The organism is Pseudomonas sp. QS1027, assembly GCF_002814235.1.
GTDB lineage: Bacteria > Pseudomonadota > Gammaproteobacteria > Pseudomonadales > Pseudomonadaceae > Aquipseudomonas.
Genome location: NZ_PHSU01000015.1, coordinates 169,683 through 193,848 on the forward strand (window position 1 = coordinate 169,683; position 24,166 = coordinate 193,848).

The following is a 24,166-nucleotide window of genomic DNA, read 5'->3' on the forward strand; positions in this document are numbered from 1 at the left end:
GTTCACATGCGGAACGTTTTTGCTCCGATGATCGGCATTGTCCTGGCAATGTCGATAGGAGCCGATGCGCGGGCGGGTATTGTGTTGAATACGACACGGGTGGTGTATCCGGCGCAAGACAAGGAAGCGGTACTCAGTGTACTGAACAATAATTCCTCGAGCATATTGCTGCAGTCCTGGCTGGAAGCCGAGGGTGAGGGCGAGGTGGCCGAGGTGTTGCCTTTTGTGGTGGTTCCGCCCCTGGTGCAATTGCCGTCGGGCGGGCGGCAGACGGTGCGCATCATTCATTCCGGGGCCGCGATGCCGGCGGACCGCGAGTCGCTGTTCTGGTTGAACGTGCAGGAAATTCCCCAGGCCAGCGAGCGGGAGAATGTCCTGCAGATCGGTATCCGCCAGCGCATCAAGCTGTTCTACCGTCCTGGCCGGCTCAATGAGGAGGTCGAGCAGGCGCCGACGCAACTGCGTTGGAGCCTGCCCCGTGGTGGCGTGCTGAATGTGGTCAATACCGGGCCCTATCATGTGACGCTGGTGGACATTCAGTTGCTGTCCGGCGGGCATCGGGTCCTGCGCAGGAAGAACTCGATGCTGGCCCCGGGGCAGTCCGCCGACTATGACCTGCAGGAACATGCCCAGGCCCAGAACGCCCAGCTGAATTTCAGTGTCATCAACGACCATGGGGCGCTGGTGCCTTATCGGTTGTCCTCGGGCGACTGGACCCAGGGCCAGGCGCAACCGCTGGGCAGTTAGCGTCTTAGATCGTTATCCGAGTTTTTCGATGCCGGACCCCGCGCAGGTCAGGGCATTGTGCGGGCGGAAGGAATCCGTCTGGAACACACTTCAAGTTATCGTATTGTGAAGGTGCACATGGATTGGCTTTATCAGCGAACAAAGGAAGTTCTCGCATTATCACGTCATGGCAGCGGCGGCGCCTGGGTGCGCTCCCTGCTTGAGAAAGCATGCGGCCCCTGGGGCTTCAAATTGTCATTGGGGGTGGCGCTGATTGCGCCGGGCGCTGCCTTTGCCGAGCCGTCGGGGGATGAAAGCGGGCAGGGACCTCGCTTCAATACCGCTTTTATCCACGGCGGCGAGCAGTCGGCGGACCTGAAGGCCTTCCTCGAAGGCAACAGCGTAGCGCCGGGAACCTACCGGGTGGACATCTACCTCAATCGCAACCTCAGCGCGCGCCGGGACCTGGTGTTTGCCCGCAACGCCGCGACCGGCCAGGTCGAGCCGTGCCTGACCTTGCCGGTACTCGACGACCTCGGGCTGGACCTGGAGCGTCTGCGCAGCCTCGGGGTGTTGAGCGACGACACGGCGCCCGGACAGTGCTTCGATTGGCGCCGACTGGATCAGGCCAGCGTCGACTACCAACCCAACAGCCTGCAACTGAACATCAGCGTGCCGCAGATTGCCTTGCGCCGCAGCGCCCGTGGCTACATCTCGCCGCAGTTGTGGGACCGTGGGGTGAACAGCGCTTTTATCGACTACAGCTTTCTCGGTAACCGTCGCGAGGTCACCGGGATTCGTACCGACAGCTACTACCTGGGCCTGAACAACGGGGTGAACCTTGGTGACTGGCGCCTGCGCAACCAGTCGTCGCTGTTGCAGGGCACCGATCAATCGGCGAGTTGGAGCAGCAACAGCACCTTCGCCCAGCGCGACCTGACCGCCTGGAAGAGCCAACTGACCCTGGGCCAGACCTATACCGATTCACGGGTTTTCGACAGCGTGCGGTTTCGCGGTGTCCAGGTGGCCACCGACGACGGCATGCTGCCGGACAGCGAACGTGTCTACGCGCCGACCATTCGCGGTGTGGCCGAAAGCAACGCGACGGTGGAAATCCGCCAGAACGGCTACTTGCTGTACAGCTCCAACGTGGCGCCCGGGCCGTTTGAAATCCGCGACTTCTACCCCAGCGGTTCGAATGGCGATCTGCTGGTGACGGTGATCGAGGCCGATGGCCGGCGTCGCACCTTTACCCAGGCGTTCGCCTCCCTGCCGATCATGGTGCCCGAGGGAACCTTCAGCTACAGCGTCGAAGCCGGGCAATACGACAGCAACAGCAGCGGTTACCAGACCCCCGGTTTTACCAGCACCACCCTGATCTACGGCCTGACCGAACACCTGACCGGCTATGGTGGCCTGCAACTGGCCGGGGATTACCAGGCCAGCAACCTGGGGGCGGGGGTCAATACCGGGCTGGGGGCGATTTCGGCGGACCTGACCCATTCGATCAGTCGCCAGCCGGCGACTGACCTGGCCGGGCAGAGCGTACGCCTGCGTTATGCCAATACCCTGAATGCCACCAGCACCACCTTTGCCATCGCCGGTTATCGCTATTCCAGCGAGCAATACCGCACGTTCGACCAACATGTGCAGGAGCGCAGCCAGCCCGGCCTGATCCTGCCGGGGCGGGCCAGGGATCGCGTGGATCTCAACCTCAGCCAGCCACTGGGCACCGGGACCTTGAGCGTTTCGGCCCTGGAGCAGCGCTTCTGGGACCTGCCCGGCACATCCCGGCAGTACAACGTGACCTACGGCGGCTACTGGCGCGATCTCAATTACAGCCTGTCCCTGGACCGCGCCGAAGTCACGGATATCAATGGCCAGGCCGGTACCGACCATCAACTGACCCTGACCCTATCGATGCCCTTCGGCAGTCCTGACCGGGCGACCAGCGCCTCGTTTACCGGGGTGCGCGACAGCGAGGGCGGTTCCAGTGCCCTGGCCGGCGTGACCGGGCGGCTGCCAGAGAGTCGCGACACCTTCTATTCGGTGCTCGCCGGTAACGACGGCAGCGGTGCCGGAGCGGGTTCGGCCAGCGTGAACAGCACCACGTCCGTCGGGCGTTTCGAGGCCGGCTACAGCCATGGGCGTGATTTCAACAGCTGGAACCTTGGGGCTCGGGGTTCGCTGGTGGCCCATGGCGGTGGCATCAACCTCGGCCAGTCCCTGGGCGACACCTTTGTGCTGGCGCAGGTGCCGGGCGTCAGCGGTGCCCGCTTCAACAACTTCGCCGGTGTCGAAACCGGTGCCAACGGTTATGCCGTGGTGCCTTACGCGCAGCCTTACCGGGCCAACTGGATCAGCCTGGATACCCGCGACCTGGGGGCCGATGTCGAGGTGGATAACGCCATCGCCCAGGTGGTTCCACGGCGTGGCGCGGTGGTTTTGGCAACCTTCAAGGCCAGTGCCGGACGGCGCGTGCAGTTCGAGCTGAGCCAGGCCGATGGCAGCCCGATTCCCCTCGGCGCGAGTGTCCAGGACGCCGCCGGCCGAACCCTGGCGGTGGTCGATCCGAGCAGTCGCGCGCTGGTGCTCAGTGAGCAGGAGCAAGGCGTGCTGAGCGTCAGTTGGTCGGATCGGCGCTGCCAGTTTTCCTTCACGCTGCCACCCAAGGACCCGCAACGGACCTACGAACGAATCCGTGGGGTGTGCCAGTGAAACGCTTGAGTGTGCTGGCGTTGCTGCTGGGGGTGTTCGCCGCTGCTCCGTTACAGGCCGCGGTGTCCCTCAGTGGCACGCGGCTGGTGTTCGACGGGCGCTTTCGCGAGGTGAGTATCGAAGCCCGCAACCGTGGGACGGAGGAGGTCCTGTTGCAGGCCTGGTTGAGCGACGCGAACGAGGGGCCGGAGCCGTCGGTGAACCTGCCCTTTGTGTTGACCCCGCCGCTGTCGCGACTGGCGCCGGAGGGGCGCCAGGTCTTGCGGCTGATGTATGAAGGGCTGGGCATGCCGGCGGGGCGTGAGTCGCTGCTGCACCTCTATGTGCTGGAAATTCCCCGCACCCGCCCGGGCGACGGCTTGCTGAATATCGCGATCCGCCAACGGATCAATGTGCTGTTTCGCCCGCCGGGGCTGCCGGGGGATCCGGCGGCCACGCCGCAACACCTGAACTGGACGCTGGTGCGCGACGACAGTGGTGTCCATCGGCTGCGGGTAGAGAACCCCACGGTGTTCCATGCCGCCCTGCTGAATATTCAAATCGAGGAGCCCCGCCAGGGTGCCTCCCCGCGTCAGGGGGACGATTTGCTGGTTCCGCCGGGCGAGCGGCGGGAACTGATCCTCGTCCGCTCCCCTGCGCAGCACCTGCAGTTCAAGGCGCTGACCGACTACGGCGGCCAGCGCGCCTATCGCGCCCGGCCGGCTTTCGGCACGCCGTTCAACGCCTCACTGAGTGCCGACCCCGCCCAATCCGAACAGAAGGTTTCATCCCATGACTAAGTTTGCTTGCCGTGCCTGGCTGCGTCCGTTGCTGTGGCTCGGCCTCTTGAGCCCGACCAGCGCCTTTGCCCTGACCTGCACGTTGCAGGGCAGCGGCGCGACCCTGGTCAACGCCGACCTGGGCAGCACGGTCGCGATCCCGGCCTCGTCGCCCAATGGCAGCGTGATCTGGCGCTCGGAACCGCTCAACCTGGCGGTCGACTGCGTCAGGGACAGCCCCCAGGGTGGTGACGAGGACGTATTTATCTACCTCAACCCGGCCGGCCAGGTGATCGGCCAGGGCATCCGCGCCGGCTTGACCCATGACGGTGTCGATCATCGCCAGAGCAGCGGACGCATCGCGACCGGGCGGCGAGTGCCGGGGTGCCTGGAGGGGACGTGTCCGCCGTTGAGTTTCAACCTGGCCTTCTCGGTGTTTATCGAGAAATTCGGGCCGACGCCGCCTTCGGGGGTGGCCAGCAACCTGCTGGACTACCGCTTGTTCCAGCTGGACGGGAATGCCGGACCGGGCGCGGCTGGGCGTTCGCTCAATTACGTGATCAACAACCTTTCCGGCCTGCGCTTCGTTGCCTGTGATGCGCAGTTGCAGGTGATTCCCGAGACCGTCGATTTCGGCCGGGTCGCCATCGAGCGGGTGGTCATGGGGCAGGTCGCTGCCCGTCGCCCGTTTGCCCTGCACACCAGCCGAACCTGCGACACCGCGTTCAGCCTGGATGCGCGCTTGAAGCCGGTGTCGGGCAGCGTGTCCGGGGACCTGCTGATTCCCCAGGGCAATGATGGCGTGGGCATCCGGATTGTCCGGGCGGACGGCGGCATGGGGATTCCCTACAACCGCTCCTTTCACCTGGCCGACCTGCTGGGCGAAACCCGGGCAGCCATGGCACGCTTCGATGCCGAGCTGGTGTGGAACAGCGATCGACCCAAGGCCGGGCCGTTCTCGGCCGGGGTGGTGGTCGATTTGTTCTATAAATGACCGTTGGCGGCGGCGCGGGCAGGGCGCTCAGGTATACTGCGGTCTTTCGGTTCGACCTGATCCGTCCCGCCTTTTCGGAGCTTCCATGACTTCCCCTGAACAACCGTCCGTTTCCGCCAACCCGGGTGACGAGCCTGTGGTCGAGGCTGAGCTTGCGGTCAGCGAAAAGCCCGCCGTCCCGGCCTTCAGCTTTCCGTTCAACCCCGCTGAATTCGCCGCGGCGAAAAAGGCCGGCCAGACCTGGTACCAGAAAGGTGGCAAGGACGGGCATCACGAGAGACCGGGCCGCGCGCCGAATGGTACGCGTCGGTCGATGGGCAAGCGCTGAGTCTTGCGCTGTCCATATGGGCGCCATAGCCGGCAGATTGGCGCCAAAAAACAGGGGATTGTCGTTGAACTGTCATGAAGATGGCTAAATGCCAAGACCCTGAGCTAGATCAGTGTTTTGCTTTTCCGTGCGCTTAGAGTCGACGCCCTGCCGACTCCTCTTACTCTCTGAGCGCGCTTTCCATGAAGATCAATCTCCCGATCACCGGACGAAATGTAGACGTCGCCTTTGAGGCCAACATCCTTTCGACCACCGATCTGGACAGCACGATTACCTACGCCAATCCTGACTTCATCAGGATCAGCGGCTACAGCCGCGAGGAACTGCTGGGTTCGCCGCATAACCTCTTGCGTCATCCGGACATGCCCGCCGAGGCCTTCGCCCATATGTGGCAAACCCTCAAAGGTGGGCACTCATGGATGGGGCTGGTCAAGAATCGCTGCAAGAATGGCGATCATTACTGGGTCAGTGCCTACGCCATGCCCGTGACCCGCGACGGCCAGACGGTGGAGTACCAGTCGGTGCGGACCCGGCCCGGCGCCGCGCAGGTCGAGGCCGCCGAGCGTTGGTACGCCTGGTTGCGCAACGGACGCTTGCCCTGGCGTCAGCGCCTGCCCGGCCTGCGTGTGCAAAACCGACTCTGGGTGCAGGCCAGCGCGACCTTTGCCGTTGTCCTGGCGCTGGGGCACGGTTTTGCCGGGCAGCCGCTGGAGGTCGAGCTGGGGCTCTGGGCCCTGGGCTCCTTGTTGGTCGGCGGGCTAACCCACTGGGCGCTACGTCCGTTTGCCGAACTGACGGCGCGGGCCCGGGAGATCGCCGACAACCCCTTGAGCCAGGCGATCTACACCGGCCGTAGCGATGAGTTCGGCCAGATCGGCTTTGCCCTGAACATGCTGGAGGCCCAGGTCGGTGCGGTGGTGGGGCGTATCGGCGATGCTTCGCTGCGTCTGTCCGGGCACGCCCAGGCGTTGGCCCGGCATATTCAAAGCAGTCATGCCAGCACCCTGGATCAGCAGGCCGAAACCGATCAGGTGGCGGCGGCGATTCAGCAGATGAGCGCCAGCGTGGCCCAGGTCGCCAGCAATGCCCAGCAGGCCTGCGAGGTAGCCGAGCAGGTCGGTAGTGAAACCCGCGAAGGTCATCAACTGGTGGGGGAAAGCCGCAGCGCGGTGCTGCGTCTGGCCAATGAACTGACGCGGGCCACCGAGGTGATCCTGCACCTGGAAAGTCATAGCACCGAGATTTCCACCGTGTTGGAAGTGATCCGCGGGATTGCCGACCAGACCAACTTGCTGGCGCTCAATGCCGCCATCGAGGCCGCCCGTGCCGGGGAACAGGGCCGCGGCTTCGCGGTGGTGGCCGACGAAGTGCGGGGGCTGGCCCAGCGCACGCAGCAGTCGACCAACGAGATCCAGCGCATGATCAGCAACCTGCAGGGCGGCGCGCGCAATGCGGTGGAGGTGATGCAGAACAGCAGCCAGCAGGCCGAGGCCAGTGTGCAGCAGGTCCAGCGGGCCGCCGATGCCCTGGCCGGGATCAGCCAGCGGGTCAGCCGGATTACCGCCATGAGCCAGCAGATCGCATCTGCGGTGGAAGAGCAGAGCACCGTCAGCGAGGACATCAACCGCAATATCGTCAGCATCCGCAATGCCTGCGAGGCGCTGGTCCATGTCGGCCAGCAGAGTCATCTCAGTTCGGGGGATGTGGCGGGGCTGGCGGACGACCTGCGTTCATTGGCCCAGGAGTTCTGGCGCAAGCGCTGCTGAGTGGGAGCGGAGCTTTTGGCGTCCTTGAGGGCCCCTTCGCGAGCAAGCTCTGCTCCTACAGGTCTGCGTTTCGCCGTAGATCGTCCTCAGACCGCCTGCAAGGGGATAAAGGCATAGGTGGTCGCCGCTTCACTTACCACTCGAGCCCCCTCGGCCTGCAACTGCCCGGCGATAGTCGGGCCCGAGACATGAAAGCTCCACTCGCTCGCCGCCGGCCAGTGCGTCAGCTGTTGCACCTGGTCAATCGCTTCCGCGAACGCCGACATCAGTGGCAGGTAGGCGGTGAAGCCGTCGCCCTTGAGTGCCGTGGTGTGAATCCCCAGCCGTGCGCAAATCCCTTCCTTGGCCTGGATATCGTCACGATCGGCCTGGCGCGAGGCTTCGATCAGTCGCACCAGTTCCGGGTCCTGCAACTGCCCGCCGACGATCAGCAACGGCTGTGTGTCCTGCCAGGCTTCCGGCGGGCAATCCTTGGCCTCGGGACGCAAGGGGATATGCGGGTTGATTTCCATCGGATAGATCCGGCACACCAGTGGCCGCCGTTGATAGATCCGGCAGAGCTGGTCTTCGTCAAGATTCCGGCAAGGGCCCACGTTGTAGGCGGCAAAGGTGATGGCGATACGGGCTTCGGCGTGACCGCTGGGCACGCCCCAGGAGCGGCGCAGCACGTGATCGCGTTGCTGTTCCGGCTGGCCCAGGCCGTCGGCCAGAAAGGCCTCGACCAGGACGATCACCTGGCCGCCGTCCGCCGCCCATTGCCGGGCTTCGGCCAGTGTCAGGGGCACATGGTGATCGGTGCAGCATTTGCCACAACCGACGCAGGAAAAGTGGGTGCTCATAGGGGAACCGACCGAAGGACAAGGGCAGGGACGGTGACGTAATTCCGTTTTGTTTCACCGTATGGTCTTGGGTCAAAGCAAGTTATGCGCCAGCCACTCAGTTGCTGCGGGCGGGCATGACCGAGTCCCATTCGGTGACCACGGCGCTCTTGCTCTTCTTGTTGTACAGGCACAATTCGGTACCCGGCTGGTTCTTCATGTGCGCCTGGGGATAGCGACCGTGCAGCAGCAGGGCGGTGTAGCCGACCTTGTCGTCGAATTGCGCGGGATTGCCCACGGGCTTGACGTTTTTCAGTTTGCTGGCCTTGGTGCAACTGGCAACCACGGCTTTGCGATAGTTCGCCCAGGCGTCGGGGCTGGCGGCCTGGGCCTGGCTGGCCAGGGTGACGAGGCTGATGAAGAGCAGGGTGAAGGCTTTCATGACAGGTCTCCTTCAAGGGCGGCGGGCAAGGGGGGATTATGCCTGAGCCGGGCTGACTTCATAGCGTTCGATAAACCGCATGCCGGCCCGTTCGTACAGGCGTCGGGCAGCGAGATTGTTTTCCATGACCTTGAGGTCGACGAAGGCTTCGCCGCGCGCGGCGAATACCTTGAACGCCTGGCGCAGCAAAGCCAGACCCAGGCCTTGGGCGCGGCGGCGCGGGTGCACCACGAGGTCCTTGATATAGGCGCTGGTCCAGCACAGCGCGACACCGGCCACGCCGTGTTCGTCGAGGGCGACCAGGCATAGCGCGGGATCGAATTCGGCATCGCTGGTGAAGTGTTTGCACCATTGGGCGAAGTCTTCGACGCTGCCGCCGCCATCCTGGTAGCCGCGCTTGAGCAAGGCATGCACCGGTTCCATCAACTGCGCGCGCAATACGCCGACACGGATGTCGGCCGGCCATTGGGGAATATCCAGCAGGTCGTCGAGGTCCTTGCGCAGCAACTGGCAGTGACGGTCGGGCATTTCAGATACCTTGTTCCGCGACGGTCCGGGCGGCCTGGATCAGGCAGCGGGTCAGTTCCGGCGAGGAAAACTTGGTCAGCACCGCATTGGCCCCGGCCAGTCGTGCCTTCTCGCTGTTCATGGCGCTGTCCAGCGAGGTGTGCAGGAGAATGTAGAGGTCCTGGAAGTCCGGGGTTTCGCGGACCGTGCGGGTGAAGGCGTAGCCGTCCATCTCGGACATCTCGATGTCCGAGACCACCACGTTGATCTGCTCGGCGGTGCCTTGCAGGTCGAGCAGGCAACCGATGGCGTCCTTGGCGCTGCGGGCGGTGTGGCAGGTCAGGCCGAGGGTGCGCAGGGTGAGCACCGATTGCTGCAGGGCGACCTGGCTGTCGTCGACCACCAGGATCCGCGCATGGCCGAGGATTTCCGCCTCTTCCATGGTCAGTTCGCTGGGGGCAACTTCGATTTGCGTCGGCGAGATGCCGTGGATGACCTTTTCGATATCCAGTACCTGGACCAGCGTGCCGTCGACCTGGGTCACCCCGGTGATAAAGGCCTTGGGCCCGCCGGAACCGTAGGGCGGCGGACGGATGTCGGTGGTCAGGCAATGGACGATCTTGCTCACGGCCTGGACATGCAGGCCCTGTTTCGAACGACTGACGTCGGTGACGATCAGGCAACCGCCGTCCGGGTCCACCAGTGGCCGTTCGCCGATGGCACGGCTCAGGTCGATCACCGACAGCGAGGTGCCGCGCAGGGTGGCGATGCCTTTGACGTGGGGATGGGACTCCGGCAGCTTGGTCAGCGGCGGGCAGGGAATGATTTCACTGACTTTCAGCAGGTTGATTGCCATCAGCTTGCCGCTGCGCAAAGTAAAGAGCAGAAGGGATAGCGAATCTGCGCGGGCTTTGTTGGAAGACATAAAAACCTTCTGTGGAAAAAGGTGGTTCAGGACAGATTAACCCTGAACGGCTATCGATGATGGGTTATCGACCTGATGGGGGCCGGCTTTAGGTGTAATGCACAACTCCCCGTCAAGTGTTTACTTCAAGCCGAGGCGTTTGGCCATCCGTCCCAGGTTGGCCCGGTCCAGGCCCAGTTCGCGGGCGGCGCTGGCCCAATTGTGCTGGTGTCGCTCCAGACAGGCACCGATCAGCTGTCGCTGGTAGTTTTCCGTGGCCTGGCGCAGATCCACGCCGTTTTCCAGCTCCGGCGGGGTCAGGGTTGGCTCCGGCGGGGCTGGCGGGACAGCCGTCGGCAAGTCCAGGTCGGCCGCGCTCAGGCTGAGGATTTTCGGCCGTTCCCTGCAATTGCCCAAGGCCTTCAGGGCACTGCGCCCGATCAGGTGTTCCAGCTCACGGACGTTGCCCGGCCAGTTGTAGGCCAGCAACGCGCCCTGGGCATCCGCGCTCAGGCGCAAGCTGCCCAGGCCGAGACGCGAGCGGTTCTGCTCAAGAAAAAAACCACTTAATAGCAACACATCGCGACCGCGCTCGCGCAGGGCCGGGACTTGCAGCGGGTAGACGCTCAGGCGGTGGTAGAAGTCGGCCCGATAGCGCCCGCTGCGCACTTCTTCGGCCAGGTCGCGGTTGGTGGCGGCGATCAACCGGACATCCACCTGATGCTCGCGGTCCGAACCGAGGCGCTGCAATTGGCCGCTTTGCAGCACCCGGAGCAATTTGGCCTGGACGCTCAGCGACAGTTCGCCGACCTCATCGAGAAACAGCGTGCCGCCATTGGCCAGTTCGAATTTGCCGCGGCGATCGTTCACGGCGCCGGTGAAGGCACCGCGTACATGGCCGAACAGTTCGCTCTCCACCAGGGTATCCGGCAGGGCGGCGCAGTTGAGGCTGATGATGGGTTTTTCCGCACGGGGGGAGGCGGCATGGATCGCCTGGGCCACCAGTTCCTTGCCGACCCCGGTTTCACCGGTGATCAGTACCGTCAGGTCGCTGCCGCCCACCAGCTTGATCTCTTCCACCAGGCGTTTGTGGGCTTTGCCCTGGCCAATCATTTCGCGATTTTGTGGGCCGTTGGCCTGGCGATAGAGCTCGGCGCGCTGGTGCTCGTCCTCGGCGCGCAAGGCCAGGCGCTCGATCCGTTCGGCGGCATTCACCGTGGCCGCCGCCAGGCTGGCGAAGGCTTGCAGGGCATCGAGCTCGATCCGCTCGAAGCGCTCCGGGTCGAGGGCGTCGAGGGTCAGCAGGCCCCAGGGCTGTTCGTCGATAAACAGCGGGCAGCCCAGGCAGTCATGGACCTCCAGATGCTCGGTCAGGCCATCCACCAGGCCGTCGTAAGGATCGGGCAGGTCGCTGCCGCTGTCGAAACGGGTCGGCCCGTGGCTGCCGAGCAGGATCTGGAAGCGCGGATGCTCGCTGACCTTGAAGCGCCGCCCGAGGGTGTCGGGGCTCAGGCCGTCGACGGCCAGCGGCACCAGCCACTCGCCGTCGAGGCGCAGCAGCGCGGCGGCGTCACAGGGCAGCAGGGCGCGCATGGCTTCGAGCAGGCGCCGATAGCGTTCTCTTTCGGGCAGTTCCCGTGAGAGATCCGATACCAGCGGCAGTAGCGTGGTCAGCAGGAGTTTTGCAGTCATATTGACTCCTATGGTGTCGAATTGACTATAAAGCGCCTGTAGTCTTTATGACTAACTTTATTTTAAATTGTTGATTAATATGGTTTTAAATCTTGGCATGAACTGTGATGGGTAAAGGTCAATTCAGATAAAGCCTCACACCAGGAGTTGACCCATGCTTAGCGTTCAAGACCGTGCCATCGTCAAATCGACTGTCCCGCTGCTGGAAAGCGGCGGCGAGGCGCTGATCACTCACTTCTACCGGATGATGCTGTCCGAGTACCCAGAGGTGCGCCCACTCTTCAACCAGGCTCACCAGTCCAGCGGCGACCAGCCCCGGGCGCTGGCCAACGGCGTGTTGATGTACGCACGGCATATCGACCAGCTCGACCAGTTGGGCGACCTGGTGGCCAGGATCATCAACAAGCATGTTGCGCTGCAGATCCTTGCGGAACATTACCCGATTGTCGGCGCCTGCCTGTTGCGGGCCATTCACGAAGTGCTCGGCGAGGAGATCGCCACGCCTGAGGTCATGAGTGCCTGGGGCGCGGCCTATAACCAGTTGGCCGATATCCTGATCGGTGCCGAAGCGGCAATTTACGACGAGAAGGCCCAGGCCCCCGGCGGCTGGCGCGGTGCCCGCCTGTTCAAGGTGGCGGCCAAGGTCGAGGAGAGCCTGGAAATCACCTCGTTCTACTTCGAACCGGTGGACGGTCAGCCGGTCCTGGCGTTCACCCCTGGGCAGTACATCGGCATGAAGCTGGTCATTGATGGCGAAGAGGTGCGGCGCAACTACTCGCTCTCGGCGTTGGCGACAACCGGGCAATATCGGATCAGTGTCAAGCGCGAGGCCGGTGGCAAGGTCTCGAACTACCTGCATGACCAACTGGCTGTCGGCGCCAGCCTGGAGCTGTTCCCGCCGGCGGGCGAGTTCACCCTGGCGGCCAGCGACAAGCCGCTGGTGTTGATCAGTGGTGGGGTCGGTATCACGCCGACCTTGCCGATGCTCGAAGCGGCGTTGGCGGGCAAGCGGCCGGTGCATTTCATCCACTGCGCGCGCAACGGCCAGGTGCATGCTTTCCGTGACTGGGTCGATGCCCTGGCCGCGCGTCATCCGCAGCTCAAACGCTTCTATTGTTACGCCGAGGATGATGGTGTGAGCCCGGCAGCGGACAAGGTCGGCCTGCTGAGCCAGGAGCAGTTGGGCGAATGGTTGCCCCAGGAGCGTGACCTGGATGCCTATTTCCTCGGGCCCAAGGGGTTCATGGGCACGATCAAGCGTCACTTGAAAGCCCTGGGGGTGCCGGAGCAACAGAGCCGCTATGAGTTCTTCGGGCCGGCCGCGGCCCTGGAATAACCCGCACCACCGCCGTGGCCAGGCCTGTGGCCACGGCGGTCGGCAGGCCGGATCGGGCGGAGGGGCAAAATCCCTGGGCGCGTTAATCCCGCTTTAATCGGTTTGTCGTTAATTCGCCGATCATTGTCGGCGATCTCGTGGTGGTTTACCGATACTCCCGCAGACACCGACGTCGCGTGTCCAATACGCTCAAAGGTCATGGTCAGCGTGTAGACTTCCGGGCAACACATGTTCACCGGGTTGAAACGAGCGGATTGCGACCTGTGGGCCTATGGGATACAACCTCGGTTTGATGCCGCAGCACGCTGCGCGGCCCTTCGGCCGATCCAACAACGAGTCAAAGGGAAACAGGATGACTGACGAAATGATGCGGCTGGGACGGGAAAAGCGCTTCCTGGTCCTGCTGGGGGTGATCTGCCTCGCCTTGATCGGCGGTGCGTTGTACATGCAGGTGGTGCTGGGTGAAATGCCTTGCCCGTTGTGTATCCTGCAGCGCTACGCCTTGCTGTTCATTGCGCTGTTCGCCTTTATCGGCGCGGGCATGCGCACCCGGCGCAGCCTCACGGTGCTGGAAGTGCTGGTGTGGCTGAGTGCTGTCGGCGGCATCATCGCGGCAGGCCGCCACGTCTATATCCAGGCCAATCCGGCGGTGAGCTGCGGCATCGACGTGCTGCAACCGATCGTCGATGGCCTGCCCCTGGCGTCGATCTTCCCGTTGGGCTTCCAGGTCGAGGGTTTCTGCGAAACGCCGTACCCACCGCTGCTGGGCCTGTCCCTGGCGCAATGGGCGCTGGTGGCGTTCGTGCTGACGGTGTTGCTGGTGCCGGTGGGTATCTACCGCAATCGGCAGAAAAACCGCTGATACCCGCGGTTGGCCGATACGGCTGAGGCTTGCCGATAATCCGTGGAAAACGCCCCGATCTTTCATGTAAGATCGGGGCGTTTTTATGTCTGCCGACCCTGGTAAAAAGTCTCTGATTCAGGCCATAAAACCGGCGAAAAAACTGCGACATATTGTCACGTCGCAGGTGTCGCAGCGCTCGTTTCTGACCTCGATGTCATCTTCCGATTGACAGCCATCCTCGAAAAAGTTCCCTGGCATGCTCTGTGTTTCACGTCTATGCAGGTGACCTCCCGATACCCCCCGAAGACCCGCTCAATACCCCGTCATGCTTGGGCCAGAGCCTCTTTCGCTGCACCTGGCAGGGCGTTTTCGCTACGGATCAGTTGTCCGACAAAAGAGCGGTTCATGCCTTTTTGCTGAGAATGAAAAGCGATACGATTCATGATCGTTGCAAAAACGGTTAATGATTGTTGCGTGAATTGATAAAAAATATTTCAGGATGAGACGTGGTTTATAAAACGCTACCTCACTACAATCGCCGCACTGAATGTCCGGCGCCGCTCTGCCTGAGCGCAATAGGGCGGTCGAAGGGCGCACGGGCGCTATGCGACCCCAGGTGCTGGCAACCTTTCCAAGTATCCGCACCAAATGGAATTGGTCTGTAACAAGGCCTATGACCCACGAAATCGAATAAGAACTCACGCCCGTTCCAGAGGTGCCGATCAATGATTGGTACGACGGACAGGCCCTTATTCAATCGGAAAAAATTGCCAACCCTTGGCAGGGTGAAGTGTTGGCTATCGAAACCCAACTGCATTGCGCAAGCTGCTTTAGAGGTCGTGAGATGAGTAAAACAAGGTATCCCAGATTCTTAGGCTTATTGCCGCTGCTCGGCACGTTGTTGCTGGGAGGGTGCAACATGACCTTGCTCGACCCGAAGGGTCAGGTCGCCCTGGACGAACGTAACCTGATCATCACCGCTACGCTGCTGATGCTGTTGGTCGTGGTGCCGGTCATCCTGATGACCTTTGCCTTCGCCTGGAAATACCGCGCGTCGAACAAGGACGCCACCTACGCGCCAAAATGGAGCCACTCCACCAAGATCGAAATCGTGATCTGGGCCGTGCCTGCCATCATCATCCTGTTCCTGGGCATCGTCACCTACAAGTCGACCCATGCCCTGGACCCTTACCGTCCGCTGGAATCCGACGTCAAGCCGATCACCGTCGAAGTGGTCGCGCTGGACTGGAAATGGCTGTTCATCTACCCGGAACAAGGCATTGCCACCGTCAACAAGCTGGTCTTCCCGGCCAAGACGCCGGTGAACTTCAAGATCACTTCCGACAGCGTGATGAACTCGTTCTTCATCCCGGGCCTGGGCGGTCAGATCTACGCCATGGCCGGTATGCAGACCAAGCTGCACCTGATCTCCAACGAGAATCATGAGTACGAAGGGATTTCCGCCAACTACAGCGGCGCCGGCTTCACCGGTATGAAATTCAAAGCGACCGCAACCAGCCAGGCGGATTTCGATGCCTGGGTAGCTGAGGTCAAGAAGGCACCTAAACAGCTTGAACAAGCTGAATACGCGGACCTTGCCAAGCCAAGCCAGGACAATCCGGTCGCGCTTTATTCCACCGTTACGCCGAACCTGTTCCAGAACATCGTCGACAAGTACGAAGGGATGAAAGCAGGCAAGCCGGTCGAGCACGAGAAGAAAGAAGTGGCCGCATCGGAAGGAATGGACATGAGTTCGCATTCAGCTGCCGGGGCAGAGGAGTAAACGATGTTTGGTAAATTAAGTTGGGAAGCGGTCCCGTTCCACGAGCCGATTGTCATGGTGACCATTGCCATGATCGCGCTCGGCGGTCTGGCTTTGTTCGCGGCGATCACCTACTTCAAGAAGTGGACCTACCTGTGGACCGAGTGGCTGACTTCGGTTGACCACAAGAAAATCGGTGTCATGTACATAGTCGTCGCCATGGTCATGCTGCTGCGCGGTTTCTCCGACGCCATCATGATGCGGACCCAACTGGCCATGGCCACCGAGGGTTCCCCTGGCTACCTGCCGCCTCACCACTATGACCAGATCTTCACCGCCCACGGTGTGATCATGATCATCTTCATGGCGATGCCTTTCTTCACCGGCCTGATGAACATCGTCGTGCCGCTGCAGATCGGTGCGCGTGACGTGGCCTACCCGTTCCTGAACTCCCTGAGCTTCTGGCTGCTGGTTTCCGGCGTAGTGCTGATCAACGTTTCCCTGGGTGTCGGCGAATTCGCCAAGACCGGTTGGGTTGCCTATCCGCCGCTGTCGGGCTTGCAATACAGTCCGGGCGTGGGGGTGGATTACTACATCTGGGCGCTCCAGCTATCAGGGCTGGGTACAACGCTGACCGGGGTGAACTTCCTGGCCACCGTGTTGAAAATGCGTACCCCTGGCATGAAGCTGATGGACATGCCGATCTTCACCTGGACCTGCACCTGGGCCAACGTGCTGATCGTTGCTTCGTTCCCGATCCTCACCGCTACACTGGCTTTGCTGACGCTTGACCGTTACATGGATTTCCACATTTTCACCAATGAACTGGGTGGAAATCCGATGATGTACGTCAACCTGTTCTGGGCCTGGGGTCACCCCGAGGTGTACATCCTGATTCTGCCGGCGTTCGGGGTCTTCTCCGAAGTCATCTCGACCTTCTCCGGCAAGCGACTGTTCGGCCACCACTCGATGATCTACGCCAGTGGCGCGATCTCGGTGCTGGGCTTCATGGTTTGGCTGCACCACTTCTTCACCATGGGGTCGGGTGCCAACGTCAACGCCTTCTTCGGCCTGGCGACGATGCTGATTTCGATCCCGACGGGGGTGAAGCTATTCAACTGGCTGTTCACCATCTACCGTGGCCGTCTGCGCATGACCAGCCAGGTTCTCTGGACCCTGGGCTTCATGGTGACCTTCGCCATCGGCGGCATGACCGGCGTACTGCTGGCCATCCCGGGTGCTGACTTCGTCCTGCACAACAGCCTGTTCGTGATCGCACACTTCCACAACGTGATCATCGGTGGTGCGGTCTTCGGTTACATCGCCGGCTTCAGCTTCTGGTTCCCGAAAGCGTTCGGCTTCAAGCTGCACGAAGGTTGGGGCAAGGCTGCATTCTGGTTCTGGATCTCCGGCTTCTTCGTCGCGTTCATGCCGCTCTATGCACTGGGCTTCATGGGCATGACCCGTCGTCTGAACTCCAGCACCAACCCTGAGTGGGTGCCTTACCTGTACGTGGCGTTGTTCGGTGCCATTCTGATCGCCTTCGGTATCGCTTCGCAATTGATCCAGATCTATGTGAGCGTTCGTGATCGCAAGCAGAACATGGACGTGACCGGCGACCCATGGAATGGCCACACCCTGGAGTGGTCGACTTCTTCGCCACCGCCGTTCTACAACTTCGCCGAGCTGCCGAAGGCCGATGGGGTTGACCCGTTCACCGAAGCCAAGGAAAACGGTACCGCGTACTCGGTGCCCAAGCGCTACCAGCCGATCCACATGCCGAACAACACCGCGACCGGCCTGATCATGGGCGCTCTGCTGACCGTGTTCGGTTTCGCGATGATCTGGCATATCTGGTGGATGGCGATCGCTGGCCTGGCCGGTACCGTGATCTACTTCATCATCCACATCTCGCGTGATGATCAGGGTTACATGGTGCCAGTGGACGTCATCGAACGTATCGAAGCTGAGCAGCACAAGGTGCTGGCGGCGGCGAAAGTGACTCCTGCCACCCGTGTTGAATCTTCGCTGGAACAGGTTTAAACCATGTCGAACTTAGTGACCAATGCTGGACACGCCCATGGTCATGACCATGGGCACGATGACCACCACCACGATACGAGCGAGATGACCGTCTTCGGTTTCTGGCTCTACCTGATGACCGACTGCATCCTGTTTGCGTCGATCTTCGCAGCGTACGCGGTGCTGGTTAACAACGTCGCCGGTGGCCCGTCGGGCCACGACATCTTCGAACTGCCGTACGTGCTGGGCGAAACCGCCTGCCTGTTGCTCAGTTCGATCACCTACGGCTTCGCCATGCTGGCGGTGTTCAAGGGCAAGAAAAGTCAGGTTCTGTTCTGGTTGGCAATCACCTTCCTGTTCGGCCTGGGCTTCATCGGCATGGAAATCAATGAATTCCACAAGCTGATCGAAGAAGGTTTCGGCCCTAACCGCAGCGGCTTCCTGTCCGGTTTCTTCACCCTGGTCGGGACTCACGGTCTCCACGTCAGCAGCGGTCTGATCTGGATGGGCGTGATGATGTACCAGGTCTGGAAAAACGGCCTGACGCCAAGCAACATCACCCGCCTGAGCTGCCTGAGCTTGTTCTGGCACTTCCTGGACGTCGTGTGGATCTGCGTATTCACCGTTGTTTACCTGATGGGGACTCTGTAAATGGCCAATGCACAGCATTCCAGTGATGCCAACCACGGCAGCGTGAAGTCCTACATGGTCGGCTTTGTCCTGTCGATCATCCTGACTATCATCCCGTTCGGCCTGGTGATGTACCCGTCGCTGCCGAAAGCGGCGACCCTGTGGATCGTTCTGGTCTTCGCAGTGATCCAGGTGCTGGTGCACCTGGTGTACTTCCTGCACCTGGACCGTTCCGCGGCACAGCGTAACAATGTGGTGGCGTTTATCTTCGCGGCACTGGTGATTGTCCTGCTGGTGGGTCTGTCGCTGTGGATCATGTTCAGCATCCACACCGTCATGATGGCGAAGTGAGGTAAACCCGATGTCGCTCAAGCACTTTATCCAAATCACCAAACCGGGGATCATTTTCGGTAACGTGCTTTCTGTGGCGGGTGGTTTCTTCCTGGCCTCGAAAGGGCATGTCGATCTGGCTATCTTCCTGGCGGCCATGATCGGTACTTCGCTGGTGGTGGCGTCCGGTTGCGTGTTCAACAACTGCATCGACCGTGACATCGACCTGAAGATGGAGCGCACCAAGAACCGGGTGCTGGTCCAGGGCCTTATCTCCCTGAAACTGGCCCTGATCTACGCCACCGTCCTCGGGATCGCCGGCGTGGCCCTGCTGTACCGCGTCGCCAACCCGTTGGCGGCGCTGTTCGCGGTGATCGGCTTTGTCATCTACGTCGGCTTCTACAGCCTCTACTTCAAGCGCAAGTCGGTTCACGGCACGCTGATCGGCAGTCTGTCGGGGGCGATGCCTCCGGTGATCGGCTACGTGGCGGTGAGCAACAGCTTCGACATGGCGGCCCTGACGCTGCTGGTGATGTTCAGTCTGTGGCAGATGCCGCATTCCTACGCGATCGCGATCTTCCGCTTCAACGATTACCTGGCCGCATCGATTCCGGTGTTGCCGGTGAAGCGCGGGATCCTGGTGGCCAAGAAGCACATCCTGCTCTACATCCTGGCCTTCCTCGGCGCGACGTTGATGCTGACGTTCAGCGGTTATGCCGGCATGAGCTACCTCGCCGTGGCCGCGGCCATGGGCATGTACTGGTTGTACATGGCCTGGACCGGCTACAAGGCGGTGGATGACACGGTCTGGGCACGCAAGCTGTTCGTGTTCTCGATCTTCACCATCACCGCCCTGAGCGTGATGATGTCGCTGGATTTCAAGGTGCCGAGTGAGTTGTTGCTGACTTACGCACACTGAGTCCACCGGCTACTGAAAAAGCCCCGCCTTCGGAAGAAGCGCGGGGCTTTTTTTGTCTAGGCCTGGAGCAGGCGCAGAAAGCGTTCACGAACCCGTTCGTCGTCACTGTGGGCGACGTTGAAGCGCAGGAAGCTCGAGGCGTCGGAGGCGGTGCTGAGCAAGGTGCCGGGGGCCAGTACGAGGTCGTTTTCCAGGCCTTTGCGTGCCAGGGCCTCGGCCTCGATCCCGTCCGGCAGGCGGGCCCAGATGAACAACCCTTCGCCCGGGCAGGACGCCACCGAGCAGCCGGCTTCGACCAGCCAGCGGGCGACGCGGTTGTTGGCCCCGTACAAACGGTCGATCAGGCGCCGGGCATGGCGGGTGTAGCTGCCATCGCTGAGCATCCGATAGATGATCTGCTCCACCAGCTCCGAGGTCACGCAGCCGCTCGACATCTTCAGTTCGACCATGCGCGCGGCCAGCTCCGGCCGCAGCGCCAGGTAGCTGACCCGGCTGTTGGCACTGAGTATCTTGGTGAACCCCGAGACGTAGCTGATGTTGTCCAGGCCGCCGGCCGCCGCGAGGCGAGGGGTCTGTTTCTGCTGGATATCGCCATACAGGTCGTCTTCGATGATATGGAAGCTGTAGCGATGGCTGAGCTCCAGCAGGCGATAGACCTGGGCCGGGGAAAAGGAGTGGCCGGTGGGATTGTGCAGCGTGCTGTTGGTCAGGTAGAGCACCGGACGATGGCTGTCGAGCAGTTGTTCAAGCTGGTTGAAGTCCAGTCCGTCGCGGCTGCGGGGGATGCTGACGATCCGCGCGCCGTGCAGCACCAGGTTCGCCCGCAGGTTGAAGTAGCACGGATCGTCCAGCAGCACCGTGTCGCCGGGCTTGATCAACAGGCGCATGAGCATGTCGATGGCCTGGAGGGTGTTGGCCGTGGTGATGATCTGTTCCACCGGGACATCGATATCCAGGGTCGAGAGCTTCACCCGCAGGGCCTGGCGCAGCGGCGGGTAGCCGGCGGGCACGCCGACTTCGCCCATGCGCAGGGTGGTGGCGCGCAGGGTGCCGCGAGCGGCCTTGAGCAATTCCTCGCGGGGCAGCCAGGAAGAGGGCAGGAAACCACAACCGGGGCGCAAGGCGCCGTTGTCCAGCAGCAGGCCCCGGCGCACCACGCTCAGGGTGTCTTGCGGCAGCAACTCACGGCCGACGCCGGCCTGCACCGCCGCGCTGAGCCGTGAGACGTAGTGCCCCGAGCCCTGGCGCGAGGTGATCAGGCCCTTGGCCCGCAGCCGGTCCAGTGCTTCGACCACCGTCGACTTGCCCACCCCCATGAGATCGGAGAGTTCGCGAATCGGCGGCAACTTGGCTCCGTGCTGCAAGGCGCCCTGGTTGATGGCTACCGAGAAGCGGTCGACGATCTGTTGTACCAGCGGCTCGCCTGGAAGGAATTCAATGGCGGCGATCACGGCTCTCTGAACCTGCATTTTACTGGTCGCTCGAGCAATAAAGTCCGGAGGATTCTAGTCGAACTTGCCCTGATCAAGAAGGTATCTGCTCGCTAGTATCAAGAGGCCATTGTTGCCCCCTGGATGCCGTACTGATTGAAGAGGTTCTCCCTAGGTGTTGAAGCTGACCAATCGAAAAAAGAGGCGCCTGTGCATGACTGAGCCCGCCAGGAGGTTGATATGAGCGCAGAACCCTGTGTAATCGTGGCCGACGAGCCTGGCAAGCGTGCGCGCGAGGTCGAGAAACTCCGCGAGCTGTGTCGCCTGCTGTATCAGGCCTCGCTGATTTTTCTGGTGGAGAAGGTCCAGCCCGGCGATGACGAGGTGGCGGGTAACGTCTGGGCGCCCTCACTGGCGGTTGAAAACGTCGACGCGGCGTTGAATAGCCTGTGCCATTGTCTGGCCGGCGATGACTGGAAGGACCTGGATCTGCCGTTGTCGGTGACTTACCTGCGCTTGCAGGCGCTCTGCGCCGAGCTTCACCATGGCTGGCAGCGCGATCTGGCCAGCATCACCTTTGCACTCGTGGCGCATATCAGCGTGGTTGCCCGCCTGAATCCGCTGGCCGATGGGCCCGGCACCCAGCCTCGCCATCGCCGCGACGAGCAGGCTCACAACAAGATGCTCGCCGAAGTGGCGAAGGTGCTCTACCAGAGCCTGGATACCGAAAAACGCCTGTTCTTCACACGGACCCTGCCCAAGGCCCTCCATGGGTTTGTCGGCCAGGATCATTCGAAGTGGGAGGCGATCCTGACGCAGTTGGGGGTGCTGGAGGTTGAAGCGACGCCCGATGACAGCCATGAGGCCAGTCATGGCCGGGCAACCCTGCCTGTCCTGGCGTCATGAGCCGCTTTATGCCGGTTTGTGGTGATTGGATCCAAGTATGGCGAAAGGCTTACATGCTGTGACACTGATCTCCTCTGTTGGCCATTCGTGGCCGGGCTTAATCTACACCCATCGCTGCTACGCAAGGATGTGTGCAGGATCAAGGATGATCGAACAAGGCCATGGAGGCCGCCGACGGGATGTCGGAATGCTTTGAAGAAAACCCGCTTCGGCGGGTTTTCTTTTATCTGTGGATAGCCATCACGTACAGGGATGCACACGCATGGGCAGATGCCTGGTCTTCGTTCTCCTTCTCGGTGCCTCCTGTTCGGCCTTCAGCGCCGATGCCTACAAGTGCGTCAGCCCCGACGGCAAGGTCAGTTTCGCTGCGCAGCCCTGCGCGCCGGACCAGGGTGTGTCCAGCTGGCAAGCCCGCACCCAGCGCACACAACTGCACAGCGTCTCGGCCGATGAGGGCAAGGCCGACGCCATCAATCAGCGCGCCATGAGAATCCTCCAGGCGGGCTACCACACGCGCATTATCTACAAGGTCAATGTCGTTCCCGGCTCCGGACAGACCGCTCCCTGAGACAGGCGTGCACGCGAGTGAAGTTGTTCGACAATTATTTCAAGTTGTCGTACAACAAGCCGATAGACTGCCAACTCTGAAGCTAAGGGCTGAGGGTTGCTGACTCCAGTCCATAACAAAAAAGGCGGTCGTCATGTTTCTTCGTCAACTGAATATCGCACCTCGCGCGGCGCTGGGTTTTGCCTTGATCGCCGTGCTGGTGGCCTGGCTCGGGGTGTTCGCCCTGGGCCAGATGTCGAACATCCGCGAAGGCGAGGTGGCGGTTGAAACCCAATGGCTGCCGAGTATTCGTGGCGGTGACGAAATCCGCGAGATCATGTTGCGCATCCGCACCATCTCCCTGCGCATGGCCCTCGACCAGGACCCGAAGAACATCGCGGTGTACCGCGGCCAGATGGACGTGCGCGACAAGGAATTGAGCGAACGGATCGTCGCCTACGACAAACTGGTCACCACGCCCGAGGCCCGGGTGTTGTATGACCAGTTCAAGACGACCTTCGCCGCGTACCGTACCGGTATCGCCCAGTCCTTCACCCTGGCCGAGCAGGGCCGCCGCGACGAGTTGAGCAAGTTGCTGCTGGTGGACATGAAGACTGTGGTGGACGGTTCCGGCAAGCAACTGACCGACCTGGCCGATCTCTTTACCAAACAGGTGGCGGCCGAGAGCCAGAAGTCCGAGGAGCACTACAGCAGCTCACGGATGATCGTGATCCTGTTTATTGTCCTGGCGGCCCTCGCCACCGTGGGCCTGGCGATGCTGCTGACGCGCAGTATCGTCAAACCCCTGGGGCAGGCCCTGAGTGCGGCGCAGAACGTGGCGCGCGGCGACCTGACCCAGCGTATCGAAAGCCACGGCGACGACGAAGTCAGTCATCTGCTCGAAGCCCTGGCCACCATGCAGCAGACCTTGCGTGACACCTTGCAGGGCATCAGCGGTTCGGCGACCTCTTTGACCACGGCGGCGAACGAACTGAATGCGGTGACCCAGGGCAGCACCCAGGGCCTGCAACAGCAGAACCACGAAATCGAACAGGCGGCCACGGCGGTCAACGAAATGACCACGGCGGTGGAAGAGGTGGCGCGTAATGCCGTGTCCACTTCCGACGCCACCCGCAAGTCCAGCGAATCGGCGCGACTTGGCCAGGAGCGGGTGAGTGAAACCGTCGGCGCCATCAGTGCCCTGTCCGGGGACGTCGAGCGCACCGGCGAACTGGTGCGTTCCCTGGCCGATCAGTCGCAAGGGATCGGCAAGGTGCTGGAAGTGATCCGTGCCATTGCCGAGCAGACCAATCTGCTGGCGCTGAATGCCGCCATCGAGGCGGCCCGTGCCGGTGAGAGCGGACGCGGCTTTGCGGTGGTGGCCGATGAGGTGCGTGCCCTGGCCCATCGCACGCAACAGTCGACCCAGGAGATCGAGCAGATGGTCTCCGGCATGCGCAATGGTTCGACCCTGGCCCTCGAGTCGATGGGCACCAGCACCGCCCGTGCCGCCAGCACCCTGGCCCTGGCCGAACGGGCCGGCGAAGCGCTGCAGACCATCACCGCCTCGGTGCATGAAATCCACGAGCGCAACCTGGTGATCGCCAGTGCGGCGGAAGAACAGGCCCAGGTGGCCCGGGAAGTCGACCGTAACCTGGTGAACATCCGTGACCTGTCGATCCGCTCGGCGACAGGGGCTGATCAGACCCGCGCCGCCAGCCATGAGTTGTCGCTACTGGCGACCTCGTTGCAGGGGCTGGTCGGGCGCTTCCGGGTCTGAGCCTGGC

The 24,166-nt window shown here is 62.0% G+C and carries 22 protein-coding genes and 1 pseudogene; 17 read left to right on the forward strand and 6 right to left on the reverse strand.

Annotated elements, in window-relative coordinates; all coding sequences use genetic code 11:
- Positions 1–6 precede the first annotated feature (6 nt).
- From CWE01_RS15005 to CWE01_RS15030, 7 genes and pseudogenes are all read left to right on the forward strand, one after another.
- Complete coding sequence (locus CWE01_RS15005; protein ID WP_100941317.1) at positions 7–747, forward strand: molecular chaperone; 741 nt, start codon at positions 7–9, stop codon at positions 745–747.
- A 117-nt stretch (positions 748–864) separates the two neighbouring features.
- Positions 865–3,444 carry a fimbria/pilus outer membrane usher protein gene (locus CWE01_RS15010; protein ID WP_100941318.1) on the forward strand — a complete coding sequence of 860 codons (2,580 nt, stop codon included), beginning with the start codon at positions 865–867 and terminating at the stop codon, positions 3,442–3,444.
- Entirely contained in the window at positions 3,441–4,223 is a 783-nt protein-coding gene (locus CWE01_RS15015; RefSeq protein WP_100941319.1) for a molecular chaperone, read from the forward strand. The genes CWE01_RS15010 and CWE01_RS15015 overlap by 4 nt, the downstream gene beginning before the upstream one ends.
- Positions 4,216–5,196: a fimbrial protein gene (locus CWE01_RS15020; RefSeq protein WP_100941320.1), complete on the forward strand. Its 981-nt coding sequence runs from the start codon at positions 4,216–4,218 to the stop codon at positions 5,194–5,196. Before CWE01_RS15015 ends, CWE01_RS15020 begins: the two co-directional genes overlap by 8 nt.
- 85 nt (positions 5,197–5,281) lie before the next feature.
- Entirely contained in the window at positions 5,282–5,524 is a 243-nt protein-coding gene (locus tag CWE01_RS15025; protein ID WP_100941321.1) for a hypothetical protein, read from the forward strand.
- A 182-nt stretch (positions 5,525–5,706) separates the two neighbouring features.
- Positions 5,707–5,988, forward strand: a pseudogene (locus CWE01_RS34295) (PAS domain-containing protein); the annotation flags it as partial.
- A gap of 270 nt (positions 5,989–6,258) precedes the next feature.
- Positions 6,259–7,290 carry a methyl-accepting chemotaxis protein gene (locus tag CWE01_RS15030; RefSeq protein ID WP_371315575.1) on the forward strand — a complete coding sequence of 344 codons (1,032 nt, stop codon included), beginning with the start codon at positions 6,259–6,261 and terminating at the stop codon, positions 7,288–7,290.
- An 86-nt stretch (positions 7,291–7,376) separates the two neighbouring features.
- Here the strand turns inward: CWE01_RS15030 and CWE01_RS15035 are convergent, their stop codons facing one another.
- The 5 genes from CWE01_RS15035 to norR form a co-directional block, all read right to left on the reverse strand.
- Positions 7,377–8,129, reverse strand: coding sequence for a YkgJ family cysteine cluster protein (locus tag CWE01_RS15035; protein WP_100941323.1), 753 nt, complete (start codon positions 8,127–8,129; stop codon positions 7,377–7,379).
- A 97-nt stretch (positions 8,130–8,226) separates the two neighbouring features.
- Positions 8,227–8,550, reverse strand: coding sequence for a hypothetical protein (locus tag CWE01_RS15040; RefSeq protein ID WP_100941324.1), 324 nt, complete (start codon positions 8,548–8,550; stop codon positions 8,227–8,229).
- A 36-nt stretch (positions 8,551–8,586) separates the two neighbouring features.
- On the reverse strand, positions 8,587–9,078 hold the full coding sequence (locus CWE01_RS15045; protein WP_100941325.1) for an N-acetyltransferase: 492 nt from the start codon (positions 9,076–9,078) through the stop codon (positions 8,587–8,589).
- Between the two features lies 1 nt (position 9,079).
- Entirely contained in the window at positions 9,080–9,982 is a 903-nt protein-coding gene (locus CWE01_RS15050; protein ID WP_100941326.1) for a chemotaxis protein CheV, read from the reverse strand.
- A gap of 120 nt (positions 9,983–10,102) precedes the next feature.
- Positions 10,103–11,653, reverse strand: coding sequence for a nitric oxide reductase transcriptional regulator NorR (gene norR, locus CWE01_RS15055; protein WP_100941327.1), 1,551 nt, complete (start codon positions 11,651–11,653; stop codon positions 10,103–10,105).
- A gap of 154 nt (positions 11,654–11,807) precedes the next feature.
- Here norR and hmpA point away from each other — a divergent pair, with 154 nt between their 5' ends.
- From hmpA to cyoE, 7 genes are all read left to right on the forward strand, one after another.
- Complete coding sequence (hmpA, locus tag CWE01_RS15060; RefSeq protein WP_100941328.1) at positions 11,808–12,989, forward strand: NO-inducible flavohemoprotein; 1,182 nt, start codon at positions 11,808–11,810, stop codon at positions 12,987–12,989.
- A gap of 352 nt (positions 12,990–13,341) precedes the next feature.
- Positions 13,342–13,851 (forward strand): disulfide bond formation protein B, encoded by a 510-nt coding sequence (locus CWE01_RS15065; protein ID WP_100941329.1) that lies wholly within the window; start codon positions 13,342–13,344, stop codon positions 13,849–13,851.
- Positions 13,852–14,677: 826 nt separating this feature from the next.
- Positions 14,678–15,616: a ubiquinol oxidase subunit II gene (gene cyoA, locus CWE01_RS15075; RefSeq protein WP_100941330.1), complete on the forward strand. Its 939-nt coding sequence runs from the start codon at positions 14,678–14,680 to the stop codon at positions 15,614–15,616.
- Positions 15,617–15,619: 3 nt separating this feature from the next.
- Complete coding sequence (gene cyoB / locus CWE01_RS15080) at positions 15,620–17,638, forward strand: cytochrome o ubiquinol oxidase subunit I (protein WP_100941331.1); 2,019 nt, start codon at positions 15,620–15,622, stop codon at positions 17,636–17,638.
- A 3-nt stretch (positions 17,639–17,641) separates the two neighbouring features.
- Entirely contained in the window at positions 17,642–18,268 is a 627-nt protein-coding gene (gene cyoC, locus CWE01_RS15085) for a cytochrome o ubiquinol oxidase subunit III (protein WP_100941332.1), read from the forward strand.
- Positions 18,269–18,598 carry a cytochrome o ubiquinol oxidase subunit IV gene (gene cyoD, locus CWE01_RS15090; RefSeq protein WP_100941333.1) on the forward strand — a complete coding sequence of 110 codons (330 nt, stop codon included), beginning with the start codon at positions 18,269–18,271 and terminating at the stop codon, positions 18,596–18,598. It abuts the gene before it with no gap.
- 10 nt (positions 18,599–18,608) lie between these two features.
- Positions 18,609–19,496, forward strand: a complete 888-nt coding sequence (gene cyoE / locus CWE01_RS15095; protein ID WP_100941334.1) for a heme o synthase — start codon at positions 18,609–18,611, stop codon at positions 19,494–19,496.
- A 56-nt stretch (positions 19,497–19,552) separates the two neighbouring features.
- On the opposite strand, the gene CWE01_RS15100 is transcribed toward cyoE, so the two are convergent.
- The gene (locus tag CWE01_RS15100) at positions 19,553–20,965 is read right to left on the reverse strand and encodes a PLP-dependent aminotransferase family protein (RefSeq protein WP_100941335.1); all 1,413 of its coding nucleotides are present in this window, start codon (positions 20,963–20,965) and stop codon (positions 19,553–19,555) included.
- 201 nt (positions 20,966–21,166) lie between these two features.
- On the opposite strand from CWE01_RS15100, the gene CWE01_RS15105 reads away from it, so the two are divergent.
- The 3 genes from CWE01_RS15105 to CWE01_RS15115 all read left to right on the forward strand — a co-directional run bounded on the left by CWE01_RS15105 (position 21,167) and on the right by CWE01_RS15115 (position 24,159).
- Positions 21,167–21,832 carry a diiron oxygenase gene (locus CWE01_RS15105; RefSeq protein ID WP_100941336.1) on the forward strand — a complete coding sequence of 222 codons (666 nt, stop codon included), beginning with the start codon at positions 21,167–21,169 and terminating at the stop codon, positions 21,830–21,832.
- Between the two features lie 262 nt (positions 21,833–22,094).
- Entirely contained in the window at positions 22,095–22,400 is a 306-nt protein-coding gene (locus tag CWE01_RS15110) for a DUF4124 domain-containing protein (protein ID WP_100941337.1), read from the forward strand.
- A gap of 133 nt (positions 22,401–22,533) precedes the next feature.
- Complete coding sequence (locus tag CWE01_RS15115) at positions 22,534–24,159, forward strand: methyl-accepting chemotaxis protein (RefSeq protein WP_100941338.1); 1,626 nt, start codon at positions 22,534–22,536, stop codon at positions 24,157–24,159.
- Positions 24,160–24,166 lie beyond the last annotated feature (7 nt).

What these genes read in the sequence shown, in the direction of transcription:
- CWE01_RS15005 (WP_100941317.1), top strand. Translation starts at nt 7, where the DNA reads ATGCGGAACGTTTTTGCTCCGATGATCGGCATTGTCCTGGCAATGTCG.
- CWE01_RS15010 (WP_100941318.1), top strand. Translation starts at nt 865, where the DNA reads ATGGATTGGCTTTATCAGCGAACAAAGGAAGTTCTCGCATTATCACGT.
- CWE01_RS15020 (WP_100941320.1), top strand. Translation starts at nt 4,216, where the DNA reads ATGACTAAGTTTGCTTGCCGTGCCTGGCTGCGTCCGTTGCTGTGGCTC.
- CWE01_RS15025 (WP_100941321.1), top strand. Translation starts at nt 5,282, where the DNA reads ATGACTTCCCCTGAACAACCGTCCGTTTCCGCCAACCCGGGTGACGAG.
- CWE01_RS15035 (WP_100941323.1), bottom strand. Translation starts at nt 8,129, where the DNA reads ATGAGCACCCACTTTTCCTGCGTCGGTTGTGGCAAATGCTGCACCGAT.
- CWE01_RS15040 (WP_100941324.1), bottom strand. Translation starts at nt 8,550, where the DNA reads ATGAAAGCCTTCACCCTGCTCTTCATCAGCCTCGTCACCCTGGCCAGC.
- CWE01_RS15045 (WP_100941325.1), bottom strand. Translation starts at nt 9,078, where the DNA reads ATGCCCGACCGTCACTGCCAGTTGCTGCGCAAGGACCTCGACGACCTG.
- CWE01_RS15050 (WP_100941326.1), bottom strand. Translation starts at nt 9,982, where the DNA reads ATGTCTTCCAACAAAGCCCGCGCAGATTCGCTATCCCTTCTGCTCTTT.
- norR (WP_100941327.1), bottom strand. Translation starts at nt 11,653, where the DNA reads ATGACTGCAAAACTCCTGCTGACCACGCTACTGCCGCTGGTATCGGAT.
- hmpA (WP_100941328.1), top strand. Translation starts at nt 11,808, where the DNA reads ATGCTTAGCGTTCAAGACCGTGCCATCGTCAAATCGACTGTCCCGCTG.
- CWE01_RS15065 (WP_100941329.1), top strand. Translation starts at nt 13,342, where the DNA reads ATGACTGACGAAATGATGCGGCTGGGACGGGAAAAGCGCTTCCTGGTC.
- cyoA (WP_100941330.1), top strand. Translation starts at nt 14,678, where the DNA reads ATGAGTAAAACAAGGTATCCCAGATTCTTAGGCTTATTGCCGCTGCTC.
- cyoB (WP_100941331.1), top strand. Translation starts at nt 15,620, where the DNA reads ATGTTTGGTAAATTAAGTTGGGAAGCGGTCCCGTTCCACGAGCCGATT.
- cyoC (WP_100941332.1), top strand. Translation starts at nt 17,642, where the DNA reads ATGTCGAACTTAGTGACCAATGCTGGACACGCCCATGGTCATGACCAT.
- cyoD (WP_100941333.1), top strand. Translation starts at nt 18,269, where the DNA reads ATGGCCAATGCACAGCATTCCAGTGATGCCAACCACGGCAGCGTGAAG.
- cyoE (WP_100941334.1), top strand. Translation starts at nt 18,609, where the DNA reads ATGTCGCTCAAGCACTTTATCCAAATCACCAAACCGGGGATCATTTTC.
- CWE01_RS15100 (WP_100941335.1), bottom strand. Translation starts at nt 20,965, where the DNA reads ATGCAGGTTCAGAGAGCCGTGATCGCCGCCATTGAATTCCTTCCAGGC.
- CWE01_RS15105 (WP_100941336.1), top strand. Translation starts at nt 21,167, where the DNA reads ATGAGCGCAGAACCCTGTGTAATCGTGGCCGACGAGCCTGGCAAGCGT.
- CWE01_RS15110 (WP_100941337.1), top strand. Translation starts at nt 22,095, where the DNA reads ATGGGCAGATGCCTGGTCTTCGTTCTCCTTCTCGGTGCCTCCTGTTCG.
- CWE01_RS15115 (WP_100941338.1), top strand. Translation starts at nt 22,534, where the DNA reads ATGTTTCTTCGTCAACTGAATATCGCACCTCGCGCGGCGCTGGGTTTT.